We start from the raw sequence: 15465 nt of genomic DNA, 5'->3' as shown, positions 1-15465 counted from the left end.
ACGATCAAGTTGAGTATATGGAAACGTATAGGTAATCTTTTCTCCAAACCAGCGGCTCAGGAAGTTCAGAAAAGTATGCTTAATTTGTCTCCCGGAGACATCTGTGAAGTATCGCTCGTTACCTACGAGGTAACCGGCAGGACCCATAATCGTGGACGAAATGCGGTAGTGCTGACATTAAGAGATGGTAGTCAAATTGCCTATTTGCATATTGAGGAGCGGGAACAGCTGCAATATGGTTTATATAAACCTATTGATGGGCGCTTAGATAATCCTGCTGAGGTTCCAACAACACTTGAACTGGACGATTATACATTTTTTCTGGAGGAAGAGTATGATGGATATGTTGCTGCCCTAGGCCAAACCCCTTTTATGAATGGTGGAGAGCAGCATGTATGGCAATATCAGTCAGATGATTCTCGGCTTCTGCGTGTAGAATGGCAACATGGACGGTTCATGCTGTATGAAGGGGAGAAAGTAATTCCTGGTGATGTGAAGGTAATTAGAGCATCCTAGACATGAATCGTAAGAGATGTGATCTTGAGATCGCATCTTTTTTTTGTAATTACGTAGATGAAATCGGTAAAGGATTTAATGTCGTTTCCACCATTCATTTTACTTCAGGATAGCTCATGTTAAAATAGTACCTATTGTACTGCAAAAAACGGACGATTTAGAGCGGAGGTATGGTATGAAGGATCATAAATTTCAGCGCAGAGCGCTTCAAGTAAAAGAGGCACAGGCCAAAATAATCAAATTTGCTAATCCGCTAGAGTCACAGGAGGTCTCATTGAATGAGGTCTGTGGACGTTATTTGGCTGAGGAAGTGATTGCGCCACATCCTTTTCCCGCGTTTAACCGTTCTAGCATGGATGGATATGCAATTATTGCAGCAGATACCAATCACTGTGTAAATGGACAAGTCATATGGTTAGAAATGGTGGACAATATTCCATGTGGCGCTGTGGCATCGGTAGATATAACTTCGGGAACAGCAGCAAGGATAATGACTGGAGCACAAGTGCCGTCAGGGGCAGATACTGTAGTTATGCTAGAAGTAACGGAGACACGTGAGGAGGAAGGAAAGACTTACGTAGGTATTCGAAAGAAGCAGGAAGCGAAGTCTAATATCACACCGATGGGGCTGGAGTTAAGCTCTGGTGAGCTAGTGCTGCCAGCGGGACGATTAATCTCTGCGGGGGATATAGCTGTTCTGGCAGCGTTTGGCATACATACAGTGAAAGTCTATCGTCGGCCCAAGGTAGCTATCTTTGCGACAGGCACAGAGCTGCTAGAGGTACATGAACCACTACAGCCTGGCAAAATTCGAAACAGCAACTCACCCATGCTCGAAGCTTTAGTCAAAGAGGCAGGTGGGGAGCCCGTGATGCTGGGATCTATTGTGGATGATCTGGAGCTGGCTCGAAGTAAAGTACAGATGGCGCTGGAAACCTATGATTTTGTAATCACTACGGGTGGAGTATCGGTAGGAGATTATGATATTATGGGCGATTTGGTTCGTGAACAGAGTGGAGATATGTTATTTAATAAAGTGACGATGCGTCCGGGGAGTGTAACCACTGCTGCTGTTAGAGGTGGTAAGCTGCTGTTAGCCCTATCAGGTAATCCAGGTGCTTGTTTCGTTGGTTTTCAATTGTTCGCACGTCCGGTTATCAGATTAATGCAGTGTGCGTCACAGCCGTTCTTACCAGAATGGAGCGCCACACTCGGTGCAGATTATAACAGAGTGAATGACTTTACCCGATTTGTTAGAGCGCGATTAGAGATCCGTGAAGGCAGCCTTTATGCCATTCCAGCAGCGATAGACGAATCTTCCGTGATGGTCACGATCAAGGATAGCGATTGTCTGATTGTTGTTCCACCAGAGGATCGAGGCTTATCTGCGGGTGCTAAAGTGACTATTATCAAGCTTCCGGGAGAAATACGGGGATAGGATAAAGGTAAAATGCTTTTTGACATTAACAATAGGACGGAAATAGCTAATTATCTAATATGCCAACGATATTATTTACAACATTTCAATATATGAAAAATTCATAATAGAAAAGCCAATAATTCAACATAATGCTAATCTGATCAGTCTTTCTAAACCATGTAAAAAGAGAGCCGGCCACACCTTTTCCATAAAAATCGGATAGGGTATGGCCAGCTTTTTGCAAAAAATTAACTATCTAAACGGCGTTCAATCGCCTCAGACATCGTTTTGTCTGTGAGATGAGCATAGATCTCGGTTGTTTCTGTCGAAGCATGCCCGAGTTGTTCTTTCGTTTTATAAATATCGTTTTGCAGATAATAGTCTGTTGCAAAAGAGTGCCGAAGTTTATGTACCGTTAGATAGGGCTTACCAAAGCGTTTTGCATATTTAATAATCATTTCTTGAATGGCTCTTTTGGTCATGCGTTTGCCTTCTTGCCGTCCGTTGGGCAAAGCGATAAATAAAGCTTTTTCCTTCTTCGGCGTTTTATAACGGGATTGACGTAAGCTTAAATAAAGAGCTAAATCCTCTTTAGCTTGTTCTCGAAAATAAACAGGGGTTTTGAAGGTTTCATCATTGTTCCCTTTTCGGGTGACATAGATCAGCTTGTTGTTAACATCCAGATCATCCACGTTTAGATTGACTACCTCGGATACACGAAGACCAGAATTCAGAATTAAGCTGGCAATACAGGCATCGCGTTCACGATTTAATTGAAAGGAGTAATAGGCCTGCTTGTTTCCTTCAACATCTCGTCCATATCCTTCGAAAATGTACCCCACGAATTCCAGTAGTTCCTCATCCTCCAGAATCTTGCCCTTTAATTTAGCAGCAGTATCCTTAGGTTTATGCGTTCGTTTAACTTCAACCTTAGCCATAATGTTTCGTTTAAGCAATGGATAGAAGTTCTCGTCCTCAGCGATTTGACTTAAATAATGAAATAAAGAGCGTAATGCGGACAGCTTACGGGACACGGTTACTCGTGTATTGGTTCCCTCAGCTCTGGTAGTGAGGTGTAGGCGGTATCCAACAATACTATCCATATGCAGGGTTTCTAATTCCAGCAGAGTGATCTCTGTATTGGAGTTGGCCTGTGAGAGGCCTTCTGCACGCAGCCATCCAAAAAAGGACTCATAATCCCGAATATACTCCAGGAGGGTGGAAGGGGATAGATCAGGACGCTTATAATCAATAAACTGCTGAACGAACCAAGGCATGAGAGGTAGCTTTAGATCCAGTTTTTTACGGTCATCGTTCTTTTGAACGCTCATGTGATTCACCTTTTCCATAGTTTGCATATCATTTCTTCTTTCTATCTTATCATGTTTTGTCCTCCAATGGGCTTTGATCAAAGCTATTTACTAGTGATGAACTTGCTCCTGAAGTAACTAAGTTATATGATGTGTAGTAAACATAAATGTCAGAGGTGCACTAAATGGAACTTGGAATGGAGCTGGTTCCCAAAGAGCGGAAACAGACGATAAGCAAACTAATGCAGTACTATTTATATGATTTCACCCGTTATCTGGAGCTTGATGTAGATCAAGATGGAGTATATCCAGCTTATCCGGGATTAGAATCATTTTGGAGTAGTGGCAACAATAAATTTGCGTATTTGTTCAAAGTAGACGGGAATATTGCCGGATTTGCTTTGGTAGAACGGTTGTTGTATGATCCCGAAGGGCAATTTTACATGACTGAGTTTTTTGTGATGCAAAAATATCGCCGGAGCGGTGTGGGGACCTGGGCCGCGCATAAATTGTTTGATATGTACCCAGGCGACTGGAAGGTGTCACAGGTACGCGCGAATACGCCTGCCCGTAATTTCTGGCATAGAGTGATTGGAGAGTACACAAATGGTGAATTTAAAGAGCGTTTTAATCCGCCTCAAGGAAATCCGAGTCAATACTTCAACACATTAACTAATAATAAGGTTAATAATTATAAAGGTAACAGTGATGATGTAGTCATGAAAAATTAATGGTTATCTCACGATAATTAAGATAAACGCGGAAATAGTTTACATAATAATTATTATGTAAACAAAAAATGAATAACCTAACAGCCTTAACAGGAATGTTGGGTTATTTTTGTTCATTTCACCCAAGCACAGAGTGGGATTTAGCATATCTTATGGTGTACTCAATTACAAAGGAGGAGTTAAAATGGGCGAATTCGCAGGAGGATATGGTGGATTTACTTCCACAGGAGCGATTCTGGTTCTGTTTATCCTGTTGGTTATCATCACTAAAACTCTTTGTCTGTAATCCTTTAACATCATGAAGTGTGGTTCCGCCAGTCTATAAGGACTGGCGGTTTTTTATGTCTGGATAGGACCTTAATCGTTGGGAGTTGTATGTGACTTACTATATAGAAAAGAACGTTATAAATTATATATATTTAACAGTGTTCAATGACTAAACGATGTTCAAATTATAAGGAGACGTCATGATGACTAAAGAACAACGGCAAATGCGTGAGCGTGAGGAAATGAAGAAAAGAATTTTAGAGGCTGCGGCCTTGTTGATTGCAGAGGAGGGGATTGAAAAGCTTTCTATTCGCAAAATTGCAGAGAAAATCGAGTATTCTCCGGGTATTATTTATCATTACTTTCAGGGTAAAGATGAAATTGTGGTGAGATATTTGCAACAAAAATATACAGATATGGTTGCCGGGCTTCAGTCCGTACAGCGGAAGGTGGAGCATGAACTGCCACCAGAGACGCTTTTGAGACAATCGCTTGAGCAATGGATCAGGATGACCCTTACCACAAGTGTTGAGTACCGTAATGTTATGCTAAATGATACACCGGCTGTTCTTAGTTACACAGCAGTTCTATTCAAGGGAGCTGGTCAGGAGCGTAAAGCGATAGGTATGCTCTGTCAATGTCTATCTAGATTCGAATCGAAAGCACAACATATGGAATCTTCGATAGAGCTCACTGCTCAAGTGATGTGGAGTGCTGCGTTCGGATTAATTATGCGTTTGATTGTGGAAAAGGATTTGCCTGAAGATCAGGTTGAAGCACTGATATCTTGTTATTTGGATTCTATGGTTTCAATAGCAACCAGGGAGATACGTGAGCCTTTAACATAGTAGGATGATCAGAGGGTGGAGGGAAGAATCAGAATGAAGACGATTATTATTTATACTTCTAAATATGGATGTACAGAGAAAGCTGCCTATTTATTGAAAAATCAATTGGATGATGAGACTGAAGTAGTTAATTTAATGCATGCTAAAGAGCCTACATTAGAACGGTACGATACTGTCATCTTAGGTGGGTCTATTTATTTTGGGAAAATACAAAAACAAATGTCGGAGTTTACTTCAAAATATCAAAATGAACTAGCTAAAAAGCGCGTTGGATTGTTTATTTGTGCAGGAGCGAAGGGGGAGCAAGCCATACAAGAATTGAAATCTTCATTTCCAGAGAAGCTGTATAACCAATCAATTACAAAAGAAGTGTTCGGTGATGAGATTTACGAAGAGAAGATGACTGCATTAGATCGAGTGGTTCTGCGAGTGGTAAAAGGGAAGAATAAGAGTGTAAATGGATTATCCCAAGAGACGATAGAACGGTTTGCACTTGCGCTAAAGAAGCGGTGAACGAGTGTGGAAAATCGATTTCCTGAAATCAGTTAACATAATCATTATTATGTTAACTGATTATTGTTTCAGATTCCAATTATCATTAGTTAGGAGGAGGTGGCTTATAAAAAGTATTGATTTTTGATTTTATCGCTATTATTTTCCGTTATTTCATCATGTGAAAAATTCACAATAGATTAATCAAAATCCACTACCGTCTCACCCTAGACACTACACATCAATAAACAATTCACCTCACCCTACAAACAAAACCCATGAAAAAGGATATAACATCCCTTGATCCATTTATACAAGCTTTTTTTCAATGCAAATAGCTAGTTCTATAGCTTGTATCGCATTGTCTAACTCAATTATTGATGAACTACCCTCCACTAGACATTGGAGTGCATACTCCAAACTTTTTTCATAGGGATTAGCTGGTTCTAACAAAAGATCTTGTTTACCTACAGCGGTATATTCAATTAATGAGCTTTCAACAGCTCCATTCATGTTGTCACTCTCTTGATAGACAAGCTTGCCTTGTTCAAAATAAGCTTCATAGCCTAGGGTAAAAGGAAACGAAGCCGGCATTTGTGAAGAAACAACGATCTCTGCGGATACATGAGGTTGTTGAAAAATTGCACGGACTAAGGCTTGATTACTTTTACCACCATCGGATCCCCAAACCGAGTGCGGCTCCATAGACCCCAACATCCAGGTCACAAAATCCAATTCGTGAATCATCAGATTTGTAGCGATAGCGTGTAGACCGAGGTCACCCCACAAAGGAGGCGTTTCTCTTTTTAAGGTAAGAGATAAGAGTTTTCCGTAATTCTCATTATGAGTCGCTTCGTAAAGATATTTGTACGCAGGATCGAATTTAATAAACTGGTTGACGAGAATTCGCGAATTATACAGTTGTTCAGCTTCCTTCATCGCAAGAGCATCTTCTAAGTTGTAGCAAACCGGTGTCTCACAGAATACATGTTTTCCATGCTTAAGCGCATCGACTGCATACTGCCTATGTAAAAAAGAGGGCAAACAGATATCAATCACATCGATGGTGGAATCAAGCATAATATCGTCAATATTGGTAGTTATCTCAACGCCAAAAGATTGTTTTAGCTCCTGCAGCTTAGCTTCGTTCCGACCAAAGATAATTACTTTGTCTACTCGATCCATTGTCGTCCATAACTGCGCATGATAAGCTCCGAATCCAGTTCCCAATACGCCTATATTCATGTGTATCAGCTCCTTTAATGTAATGAACTAATCATAACCTTCTATTGTTGACAACAGCTTGGCAAGAATTATGATGTATACTATAAAAAAAGAAAAACTTGGAGGCTCCCCATGCGCTTGCATCGTTTGATTGCAATTTTATTATTAGTGGAATCAAGAGGGAAGATGAAGGCCAATGACTTAGCTGAAGCCTTGGAAACCTCCGTACGTTCTATCTACAGAGACATTGATGTATTAGCTGAAGCAGGAATACCACTGTTATCCACGCCGGGACCGAATGGTGGCATCTCCTTGATGGAGGGGTATACTGTTAACCTAAATCAGCTTCATGGGGAAGATGTAATCAATCTATTTCTAACAGGAATGGGGATTCATACTGGCGGACATACAGATTCCGGATTAAAGCTAAAGACAACCCTCTTGAAATTAGAAAAATCATTACCCGCTTCCTATCAAAATGATATCCAGAAGGCACAAAGACGTTTTTATTTTGATGATACGCCTTGGTGGACAGAACGCTTAGAGATTCCATGTCTGGAATCGATTCGAACTGCTGTTTGGAGATCTCAGAAACTACAGATTGAGTACCACAAGATTAACGGAATCATCTCGAGCAGGAAATTACAGCCCTATGGTCTAGTTGTGAAAAAAGAAGAGTGGTATCTTATAGCCTACTGTGAAGAAATCGAACAAATCCGCACGTTTAAATGTGAGCGAATCGCCTCTATACAGCTTATAGATGAAGAGTATGCTATCCCTCAGGACTTTTCATTAGAAAGGCACTGGAAGCAGCAGGAGAGGGGATTCAAGCAAGCTTGTAAAGAGGAAGAGATCTACCCAGTATTGATTAGAACGGATAAGAGGAGAGAGGCCTCGCTACACGGGGTGGAGATTATGAATAGAGTAGAGGAAGGAGATCAAATAACCCTTACTGTAAATATGTATAGCTATGATAGTGCATGTACGAATATTTGGGGAATACTTGGACAAGGCGAGATTGTGGAACCTTTGGAACTGAGACAATATGTGAAAGTACAGGCGAATTTGCTACAGGAGGTTTACAATTAGCATGATTTTTTTGTGAAAAAGGGACCGTTTCGATTGCATGTTCTGCAATGAAACGGTCCCGCTCATTTGTGAATAGGCTTTATTCATTCAATAAGTTTACATAATAATTAATATGTTAACTAATTTGGGATTGCCCCATAATAACCTTTAGATTTAAAAAATTTAGCCTTTTATGTGCTAGAGTCTACGCCAAGAGATAACTTCTCTCTAGCAGTAAGCCTCTTGTGCGCTACGAATAGAAAAGGAAGACCTATAGCCGTGGTTAAAGCGAGTGGCAGGAAGATCGTAAGGCCATTCTGAGCTCCATAATGATCCAGCAATACACCGCCGAAGATAGGCGCGATTACACTCCCCAAATTGTTAAAGCCAATCGTTCCAAAGTACGTACCCTTCATTTCTGGCTTCGCGATCCGATCAATTAACATATCCATCATCGTAAAGAGCAGTACTTCCCCTATCGTAAATAGTACGACACTAAACATTAGAAGGGCTACACCTTCAGCTAAACCTACTAAGAGAAGACTAATAGCAACGCAGATATTTCCGAGAATCAATGGAACAATCGGTGAGAATTTGCTTGCAGTACGTACGATAGGATATTGTACCACGAGCACTGTAATGGCATTGAGTGACAACATATAGGAGAATAATTGTCCACCATTTGTGAAATGGGTGTTCATTGCTAAATATTGCGCCATAGTTGAACCAAAATGTCCGTATCCAAGTACACAAAAGATTGTACCAAGTAGAACTGGCAAGAATACACGGTCTCTACCGGTTGTTGCCAAGGCTTCAAGTAAACGTGGTGGTTCAGCTTGCGTATGACTCTGCATGGTTGAACGATGCAATTTAAATTGGATGAATAGTACAAGTCCATATGCAACATATACAATTCCTGCGATCATAAAAGGAAACGTAGATTCGGCAGAACCGAGCTGTACTCCAATAATCGGACCAAAGACAACACCAAGATTAATCGCAGCGTATCTAAGATTGAATACAAGCAGCTTACTTTCAGCAGGGGTAATGTCGGATAAAAGTGCCCGTGATGTGGGCTCAAACACGGATCTGCATAAACCGTTCAGGGTGTTGACCAGGAAGAATACCCACAGATGTTGTGCAACAGAGAATCCGAAGAATACTGCTGCCCAGCCAAATACGGAGATTAACATGACAATTTTGCGGCCTACAATATCCGAGATATATCCTCCGTAGAAGCTGGCCATTACGCCCGCCAGAGAGCTGACGGCTACCGTAATCCCCGTTTGTGTGGGGGTGGCTCCAAGGACTTGGGTTAAATAGATGGATAAGAACGGAATGCTCATTGAAGTTACCAAACGTCCGAACATCGTACCGACGATGATGGTCCAAGCTAGTGGGTGAATATGCCTAAGATACTGGTTCATAATTGAAAAGGTCTCCTAATCTGATAGCTATAATTTAGTACTGCATATTCATTAACGATATATGTATAATTATAATGATAAAAGGGGGAAGTAAAAGTGTAAGAATTACTTACAGTGTTTCACCTTTAAAGGAGTGAACGATCGTGGACCATATTAGTAATCATTTTTTATGTTTAGCAATAGCCATCCCATCCTCAATAGATATAGGGGAAGCTAATCCTGTGACGATAGATAGACTAGCTTCGATTCTGTGCTGCACTCCGCGTAATGTAAAGTTTATTCTGCGAAAACTTGAAGAGCAGGGTTTTATACACTGGCAGCCTGGAAGAGGACGTGGAAATATCTCGCAGCTAACTTTTCTTCGAACGATTGAAGAGGTGCTGGAGGACAACTTTCAGGAACTGATTAATAAGGGGAAGATTAAGGAAGCTATAGAGTTATTAAGTCGTGGTCAGGTTAGCGACACATTAAAGGAACGGTTATTAATGGTGTTAAATAAGCAGATGGGCTTCCGTAGTGAAACGGAGTCGACATCAGGATTGGATGTCTTGCGAATTACACGAAACCGGCATATGGAAGTGCTGGATCCAGCTTATGTATATACCGCGTTTGAATCCTATTTACTCGGACAAATTTATAGCACATTAGTTACCTATGATGCGGCAAGTGATACCTTTCTTCCCGGATTGGCGCATATGTGGGAAGCCAATGAAGATTATACTAGTTATATTTTTTATCTACGGAAAGGTGTGCGATTCCATCACGGCAGGACTATGACCTCTAGAGACGTAAAAGAGACATTTCAACGACTTATAGATTTGAACAGTCCGGCGTTGAGCTTGTACAAAGATATTGAACGAGTAGAGCTTGAAGGAGATCACAGGATCAGGTTTGAGCTGTCTCGTCCGAATCTCTTTTTTCTCCATATGTTCAGTTGTATTCATATGTCGATTCTTCCTCATGACGTAGATATTGTAAATGAAGTGAGTGGAACAGGGCCCTATCGTTTACTAGATCTTAATGAAGATGTGCTAGTCCTCGCGGCATTTGACTATTATTACGGTATACGCCCGCTACTAGATCGTGTAGAAATCTGGTATTTGCCAGAACAAGCTTCAAATGAACGATTGTATGAACTTCCTGAATCTGCTCAGGAAGGTTTGTTACCTAATATCATCTGTAACCACAGTATTGAATACCCTGCCTTGGGATGCCGATATCTCTTGTTCAATTTCCATAAAGACGGAATTCATCAACACCAACTATTCCGGCAGGCTATACGAATCCTTTACAATCGAGAAGCCTTAATTAAGGAGTTAGGAGGGAATCGTAGTTCCCCTGCTGATAGCTTTTTACCTTGGGAGAGCAGTAAGAGAAGTATTATTGAGCCTACTCTGGAACATGCGAGAGAGCTTCTAGTGGCAAGTGGCTACCAGGGGGAGACCTTAAGATTAGCTACAAAAGATAAAAGAGAAGAGCGAGAAGAAGCCCTGTGGCTTCAAGCACGAGCTGCTTCAGTAGGACTGCATATTGAGCTGTATTTATTCAACGAGTTTAACTCAGCAGATATAAAGAACACCTCCGAAATCCTCCTTGCTGAAGAGGTTCTTGAAGATGATTGGCAGTGGGGAATGGTTAACTACTTTAATAATAAACTTAATTATCTTTTTTCTCTGCTGAGAGATGAACAGATCTTGTTATTCTCAGATGTACTTACCGATTTCACGCTATCCTCAAAGGAAGAAAGAATTAAGTTGCTGGATCAGGCAGAAGGTGTGCTTAGGGACAACTACTGGGTGTTATATGGTTGTCATATGAATAAAAAAGCGCAGCTAAATCAAAGCTTGTTTGGACTTCACACCAGTTCATTCGGATTTCTGGATATCTCAAAACTATGGATCAAAACTACTAGTCTTTAAGAAGAGTTCCCTAAATATGCTTGTACAGGAATGTTTTCTTTTGCTATACTTTCCAGGGAGGCTGTATCGATAAATCATCGAATGGTGCTCTAATAGGTTTTAATAAATGAATAGTAATTAACTTGTAGCCATGGAGGTGAACTCGTTGGATTTTGCTCAGATCCGTAAGGACCGAGACAAAAGAACGGTCGATACTTGACTCTTTTTTTGCCTTTCGGACCTGTTTAGCAGATAGCTAAAAGGTCTTTTTGTTTGTTTAAATTAAGGGAAAAGAAGGGGAGACTATTATGCGTTTTCTTATCGTGGGTGCAGGAGCTATAGGTGGATATTTCGGGGGGCGTCTAGTTCAAAAAGGAGAAGATGTTACTTTTCTCGTCCGAAATGCCAAACAGATTCAGTTAGAAGCGGACGGTTTGATTGTAAAAAGTGTTCATGGGGATTTTCAGACTTCTGTACGAACGATTTCTAATAGGGAAGCAGTAGAGCCCTTCGACTGCATTATTATAGCGGTCAAGGCATACCATTTGCCTCAGGTGATGAATGACATTGAACCCTACGTCGGTAAACATACACTGATCCTCCCGCTCCTCAATGGTTATGATCAATTTAGCATTTTGCAGAAGCGTTTTGGCCCAGAACATGTGCTGGGTGGTCTTTGTTATATAGAAACAACTCTAGATTCAGCAGGTACTATCGTTCAAAGCAGTTCGTTCCATAGTATTGTGTTTGGTGAATGGGCAGGTGGTGAGTCAGAACGAACACAGTTGCTTCTGAGTCATTTGGATCATGCTGGATTCACAGTGACATTAAGTTCTGACATTCAGCGCGAAGTGTGGCAGAAATATATATTTGTAGCTAGTCTAAGTGGGATTACCACTTTAATGGATAGCTCTGTTGGGCCTATTTTTGGTTCCCCAAAAGCACGTGCAATCTATGAGCAGCTTCTTCAAGAGATTGTTAGCTTGGCTCAAAATGCTGGAATGCCTGTGGGACCGGAAAATATAGTTTCCACGATGCAAAAGATGCTTTCTGTGTTACCTGAATTTACTTCATCCATGCATCGGGATATGCATAAGCAACTACCTGTAGAAGCGGACCATCTGCATGGGGCACTTCTGGCTATGGCTGTTCCGGGTCAAGGCGCGTATCCGGTTCTCGAAACCGTGTATGCCCGTTTGAAAGTATACGAAAGCGTTAATGATAGGAACTGATCTACTTTAAATCACAATAAGGAACTGGACAATTATGAAGGAAACGAATCAAAAGATCATGACTTTTCTAATGTTCGAAGGTAAGGCAGAAGAAGCTATGAATTTCTATACGTCCTTGTTTGATGATTCCGAAGTTATTAGCATTAAGCGATATGGAGCGAATGAAGCAGGACCTGAAGGGAGTGTAATGCAAGCTTCCTTTTCTATGCATGGACAAGTATTTATGTGTATAGATAGTTATGTTCAGCACGGGTTTACCTTTACTCCAGCGATATCCTTATATGTGAATTGTGAGAGTGAAGCTGAAATTGATCGGGTCTACGAATCATTAGCACAAGGTGGACAGGTCCTAATGCCTCTTGGAAGCTATCCGTTTAGTCCGAAATTTGGCTGGGTAGCGGATAGATTTGGCGTGACCTGGCAATTAAATTTTTTGGGGAATGCGTAGCAAGAAAACTTTGAAGAAGGCCCATATCAGGAATGCCCGGTATTTGAAAGTGATCAATTGATGTATAGATTGGTTCAAGAGGAAGACGCTGAGGACCTACTGGAATGTTATTCAGACGCTGCTTCTATCCCGCTCTTCAATAGCGATAACTGTAATAACGATTTTAACTTTCAAACGATAGAAGAGATGAGTGGCTGTATACGATTCTGGCTGGATGAATATGCAGGGCATGGTTACGTTCGATTTAGTATTGTAGAGAAAGATAGTGATAAAGCTGTTGGTACTGTTGAATTTTTTGCGAGAAGTGAGAGCGTTGAAGGGGTAGGACTGATTGGGGTTCTAAGGCTTGATCTGATCTCGAGATTGGAGAATGAAGGAGTTCTTACAGAGATCCTCTCTATGATTGAGAAGGAGTTCTATGATTGTTTTAGGGTTGATGCGATGATTACAAAGGCCATTCCTACCGCTGAGCAAAGAATCAGCGCACTATTAAATAGTGGTTATTCAAAAATTGTGGGCAACGCACTGGTGTCTTTCAACGACTATTATCTGATCTCGAGGGCTGCAGTTCAGGAGGTATAATCGCAAGCTGCATAAATGAAAGAGGAGGTGAACCTAATAGGGTTTACCTCCTCTATTTTTACGAGAAACGGTTATCGTCTTTAAAAGACGACACTATCGTTTCTTCTTAGAAGAACGGATTTAATTACATTGCTGAACAACAGTTGTGCCCTCATTAGTAATCGTGACAGTTGAATAACCAGATAGATACTCTGTATAACCGCATACAGTTTCTTGGGTGGATTGTCCTTTTGCGTTAGTATACTTAAGGTATATAGAACCTTCACCACTTAAGCTCAGTGTAGGTTTGAACCTTTTCGTTTCACCTTTCTTGATGGGACTTGTAAATAATTCCTTGGAATCCGTATGGATTAAACCTATTTCAATAGAGCTAATATCATCATCCGACTGATTATCTACAGTGAGCAAGAAACTCTTAAATGGACTCAGAATATTGGATATCGTACTGATCCCGAAAGCTATCACAATGCCCATTGAAAATATAGCAATACCTATAAAAAATCGTCTCTTCATCATGCAGTCCCCCTATGTAAGTAAGACAGGGTTCATTCGAATAATGTTACGGTATATAAGAATTAATTATAACTATTCATTAACAAGTGAAATTGGAAGAGTTGTGCTACCCTTAATGTATGCCAAAATTTATATGAAAAGGGGTTTTGTTTTGACAAAATCTACGATTCTTTCATCAGAAGGAATAACGATTCGTCATTTTGAACAAGGGGACATGCCATTACTGGGTGAGTTATATAACTCGGTCACTTCACGGGGGAATGCTGTTTTTTGGTGGGTTGGTGATGAAGAAAACTGGGAGAATGTCTACTGTGCCTTTGAAAATGGAAAAATGGTTGCCAAAGGTCAAGTAGAGATCATAAATATTGTGCCGCCTGGGCGTTCAAAGGAAAGCAGACATTCGATCTATTTGAATTTGAAAACAATACCTGAACGAGAAGAAGACTACGATTTATTAGAGGGCATGTATCAAACGCTCCTCTTGAGAGCACTTGAATTGAAGGAAACTTTATCAACAGCGTACAAAACGACGCTCTGTGTCGGGAATAACGCATCGGAGATCGCAAATACTCAATTTTTTGAAAAAGAAAAGGGCTTCTGTCAATACAATAGCTTATTTAAAATGAAGCATACTCTTAATAATTCCTACACTGTACCTGAACTGAAAAAGGAATTTGAATTTGCGACTTGGATGATGGAGACGCCACAAGAAGAAGATCATTATTTAGAGTTGGAAGCAGAGGTTTGGCCAGAAACCCCACTTGGGAAAGAACGACTATCTCAGTTTAAGCAAAATCCGCTTTGGAACTCTATGGTTGTTCGAGAAGGAGAGAGGGTTGTAGGCAGCTTGATGGTATGGCAGGAAGAGAATAGTGGGTATGTTGAAAATGTTTTTGTTCTTGAGCCGTGGAGAAGATTTGGAATTGCTAGGTACATGCTTTCTCAAGCGTTAAACTATTTCAGAACACATGGACTTGAAGAAGCTTATTTAATGGTGTTAACAGATAATGATTCTGCATTGCATCTTTATGAATCTGTCGGATTCAGTTTATCGAGTGAGGAAAGACGGTATCGTATAGAGCTCCTATAGTTTTTGAAGTGGAGGATTACTAAGCAAAGTGTGATTCAGTTTCATCGAGGTTCGATGACAGGATTGCACTTTTTTAGTAATCCTTTCGCCATGTAATAAATGGTGACTGGAAATCCTCTGAACAATTTTGTTCAGTTACTGTTAGTTACTTGTTTACCCTCGCATTTCTTACACACGTTAACCTTTTCGCCTGAAAGTCCTTTTCCGATGTACAGAAGCTTAATACGAGTGCTGCCGCAGATCAGGCATGTTCCTCTGCCTCGGGATGGCATACGCCAGAGTGCTTTGCCACGCTTGTTTTTGGACATAAATAGCCCACCTTTGCGAGTGATACCCTATCTTATGAGCGAGGGAACTTTAAAGTTCGGAGAATGAAGCTTATAAATTCCTTTGTGATTA

Annotated in this window: 17 protein-coding genes; 12 read left to right on the top strand and 5 right to left on the bottom strand. The window is 40.8% G+C overall.

What is annotated here, in order from left to right; translation table 11 throughout:
* Positions 1-9: 9 nt before the first annotated feature.
* The gene (locus MKX60_RS21905) at positions 10-516 is read left to right on the top strand and encodes a DUF4178 domain-containing protein (RefSeq protein WP_149647342.1); all 507 of its coding nucleotides are present in this window, start codon (positions 10-12) and stop codon (positions 514-516) included.
* A 175-nt stretch (positions 517-691) separates the two neighbouring features.
* A complete protein-coding gene (locus tag MKX60_RS21900) occupies positions 692-1954 on the top strand; it encodes a molybdopterin molybdotransferase MoeA (RefSeq protein ID WP_341060983.1) in 1263 nt (420 codons plus the stop codon).
* Positions 1955-2184: 230 nt separating this feature from the next.
* Here MKX60_RS21900 and xerS read toward each other — a convergent pair whose 3' ends face one another.
* Positions 2185-3267 carry a tyrosine recombinase XerS gene (gene xerS, locus MKX60_RS21895; RefSeq protein WP_341060982.1) on the bottom strand — a complete coding sequence of 361 codons (1083 nt, stop codon included), beginning with the start codon at positions 3265-3267 and terminating at the stop codon, positions 2185-2187.
* A 164-nt stretch (positions 3268-3431) separates the two neighbouring features.
* Between xerS and MKX60_RS21890 the strand changes: the two genes are divergently transcribed.
* The 4 genes from MKX60_RS21890 (at position 3432) to MKX60_RS21875 (ending at position 5605) form a co-directional block, all read left to right on the top strand.
* Positions 3432-3977 (top strand): GNAT family N-acetyltransferase, encoded by a 546-nt coding sequence (locus tag MKX60_RS21890; RefSeq protein WP_339265023.1) that lies wholly within the window; start codon positions 3432-3434, stop codon positions 3975-3977.
* A 184-nt stretch (positions 3978-4161) separates the two neighbouring features.
* Entirely contained in the window at positions 4162-4263 is a 102-nt protein-coding gene (locus tag MKX60_RS21885) for a sporulation protein YjcZ (RefSeq protein ID WP_197069683.1), read from the top strand.
* A gap of 181 nt (positions 4264-4444) precedes the next feature.
* Positions 4445-5092 (top strand): TetR/AcrR family transcriptional regulator, encoded by a 648-nt coding sequence (locus tag MKX60_RS21880; RefSeq protein WP_341060981.1) that lies wholly within the window; start codon positions 4445-4447, stop codon positions 5090-5092.
* 33 nt (positions 5093-5125) lie between these two features.
* Positions 5126-5605, top strand: a complete 480-nt coding sequence (locus tag MKX60_RS21875; RefSeq protein ID WP_341060979.1) for a flavodoxin domain-containing protein — start codon at positions 5126-5128, stop codon at positions 5603-5605.
* Positions 5606-5893: 288 nt separating this feature from the next.
* Here MKX60_RS21875 and MKX60_RS21870 read toward each other — a convergent pair whose 3' ends face one another.
* Positions 5894-6829, bottom strand: coding sequence for a Gfo/Idh/MocA family protein (locus MKX60_RS21870; RefSeq protein WP_341060977.1), 936 nt, complete (start codon positions 6827-6829; stop codon positions 5894-5896).
* 111 nt (positions 6830-6940) lie between these two features.
* On the opposite strand from MKX60_RS21870, the gene MKX60_RS21865 reads away from it, so the two are divergent.
* A complete protein-coding gene (locus MKX60_RS21865) occupies positions 6941-7897 on the top strand; it encodes a helix-turn-helix transcriptional regulator (protein WP_341060976.1) in 957 nt (318 codons plus the stop codon).
* Between the two features lie 170 nt (positions 7898-8067).
* Here MKX60_RS21865 and MKX60_RS21860 read toward each other — a convergent pair whose 3' ends face one another.
* Positions 8068-9303 carry an MDR family MFS transporter gene (locus MKX60_RS21860; RefSeq protein ID WP_341060974.1) on the bottom strand — a complete coding sequence of 412 codons (1236 nt, stop codon included), beginning with the start codon at positions 9301-9303 and terminating at the stop codon, positions 8068-8070.
* A 143-nt stretch (positions 9304-9446) separates the two neighbouring features.
* On the opposite strand from MKX60_RS21860, the gene MKX60_RS21855 reads away from it, so the two are divergent.
* The 4 genes from MKX60_RS21855 to MKX60_RS21840 all read left to right on the top strand — a co-directional run bounded on the left by MKX60_RS21855 (position 9447) and on the right by MKX60_RS21840 (position 13463).
* On the top strand, positions 9447-11222 hold the full coding sequence (locus MKX60_RS21855; protein ID WP_341060973.1) for an ABC transporter substrate-binding protein: 1776 nt from the start codon (positions 9447-9449) through the stop codon (positions 11220-11222).
* Between the two features lie 287 nt (positions 11223-11509).
* Positions 11510-12433 (top strand): ketopantoate reductase family protein, encoded by a 924-nt coding sequence (locus MKX60_RS21850; RefSeq protein WP_341060971.1) that lies wholly within the window; start codon positions 11510-11512, stop codon positions 12431-12433.
* A gap of 34 nt (positions 12434-12467) precedes the next feature.
* Positions 12468-12881 carry a VOC family protein gene (locus MKX60_RS21845; RefSeq protein ID WP_076283581.1) on the top strand — a complete coding sequence of 138 codons (414 nt, stop codon included), beginning with the start codon at positions 12468-12470 and terminating at the stop codon, positions 12879-12881.
* Between the two features lie 60 nt (positions 12882-12941).
* Positions 12942-13463, top strand: coding sequence for a hypothetical protein (locus MKX60_RS21840; protein ID WP_341060969.1), 522 nt, complete (start codon positions 12942-12944; stop codon positions 13461-13463).
* A gap of 120 nt (positions 13464-13583) precedes the next feature.
* Here the strand turns inward: MKX60_RS21840 and MKX60_RS21835 are convergent, their stop codons facing one another.
* Positions 13584-13979, bottom strand: a complete 396-nt coding sequence (locus MKX60_RS21835) for a hypothetical protein (protein ID WP_143759354.1) — start codon at positions 13977-13979, stop codon at positions 13584-13586.
* Between the two features lie 148 nt (positions 13980-14127).
* Here MKX60_RS21835 and MKX60_RS21830 point away from each other — a divergent pair, with 148 nt between their 5' ends.
* Complete coding sequence (locus MKX60_RS21830; RefSeq protein ID WP_341060968.1) at positions 14128-15066, top strand: GNAT family N-acetyltransferase; 939 nt, start codon at positions 14128-14130, stop codon at positions 15064-15066.
* Between the two features lie 131 nt (positions 15067-15197).
* Here the strand turns inward: MKX60_RS21830 and MKX60_RS21825 are convergent, their stop codons facing one another.
* Entirely contained in the window at positions 15198-15374 is a 177-nt protein-coding gene (locus MKX60_RS21825; RefSeq protein WP_167348469.1) for a hypothetical protein, read from the bottom strand.
* Positions 15375-15465 lie beyond the last annotated feature (91 nt).

Source organism: Paenibacillus sp. FSL R5-0914 (assembly GCF_038004525.1).
Classification (GTDB): Bacteria; Bacillota; Bacilli; order Paenibacillales; family Paenibacillaceae; genus Paenibacillus_AQ.
Note: the sequence above shows the minus strand (reverse complement) of the source record. Positions and strands in the feature narration are given on the sequence as shown.

Bases quoted from the DNA above. Each gene is read 5' to 3' on its own strand.
- MKX60_RS21900 (WP_341060983.1), top strand. From the start codon at position 692: ATGAAGGATCATAAATTTCAGCGCAGAGCGCTTCAAGTAAAAGAGGCA.
- xerS (WP_341060982.1), bottom strand. From the start codon at position 3,267: ATGAGCGTTCAAAAGAACGATGACCGTAAAAAACTGGATCTAAAGCTA.
- MKX60_RS21890 (WP_339265023.1), top strand. From the start codon at position 3,432: ATGGAACTTGGAATGGAGCTGGTTCCCAAAGAGCGGAAACAGACGATA.
- MKX60_RS21885 (WP_197069683.1), top strand. From the start codon at position 4,162: ATGGGCGAATTCGCAGGAGGATATGGTGGATTTACTTCCACAGGAGCG.
- MKX60_RS21880 (WP_341060981.1), top strand. From the start codon at position 4,445: ATGATGACTAAAGAACAACGGCAAATGCGTGAGCGTGAGGAAATGAAG.
- MKX60_RS21875 (WP_341060979.1), top strand. From the start codon at position 5,126: ATGAAGACGATTATTATTTATACTTCTAAATATGGATGTACAGAGAAA.
- MKX60_RS21870 (WP_341060977.1), bottom strand. From the start codon at position 6,829: ATGAATATAGGCGTATTGGGAACTGGATTCGGAGCTTATCATGCGCAG.
- MKX60_RS21865 (WP_341060976.1), top strand. From the start codon at position 6,941: ATGCGCTTGCATCGTTTGATTGCAATTTTATTATTAGTGGAATCAAGA.
- MKX60_RS21860 (WP_341060974.1), bottom strand. From the start codon at position 9,303: ATGAACCAGTATCTTAGGCATATTCACCCACTAGCTTGGACCATCATC.
- MKX60_RS21850 (WP_341060971.1), top strand. From the start codon at position 11,510: ATGCGTTTTCTTATCGTGGGTGCAGGAGCTATAGGTGGATATTTCGGG.
- MKX60_RS21845 (WP_076283581.1), top strand. From the start codon at position 12,468: ATGAAGGAAACGAATCAAAAGATCATGACTTTTCTAATGTTCGAAGGT.
- MKX60_RS21840 (WP_341060969.1), top strand. From the start codon at position 12,942: ATGTATAGATTGGTTCAAGAGGAAGACGCTGAGGACCTACTGGAATGT.
- MKX60_RS21835 (WP_143759354.1), bottom strand. From the start codon at position 13,979: ATGATGAAGAGACGATTTTTTATAGGTATTGCTATATTTTCAATGGGC.
- MKX60_RS21825 (WP_167348469.1), bottom strand. From the start codon at position 15,374: ATGTCCAAAAACAAGCGTGGCAAAGCACTCTGGCGTATGCCATCCCGA.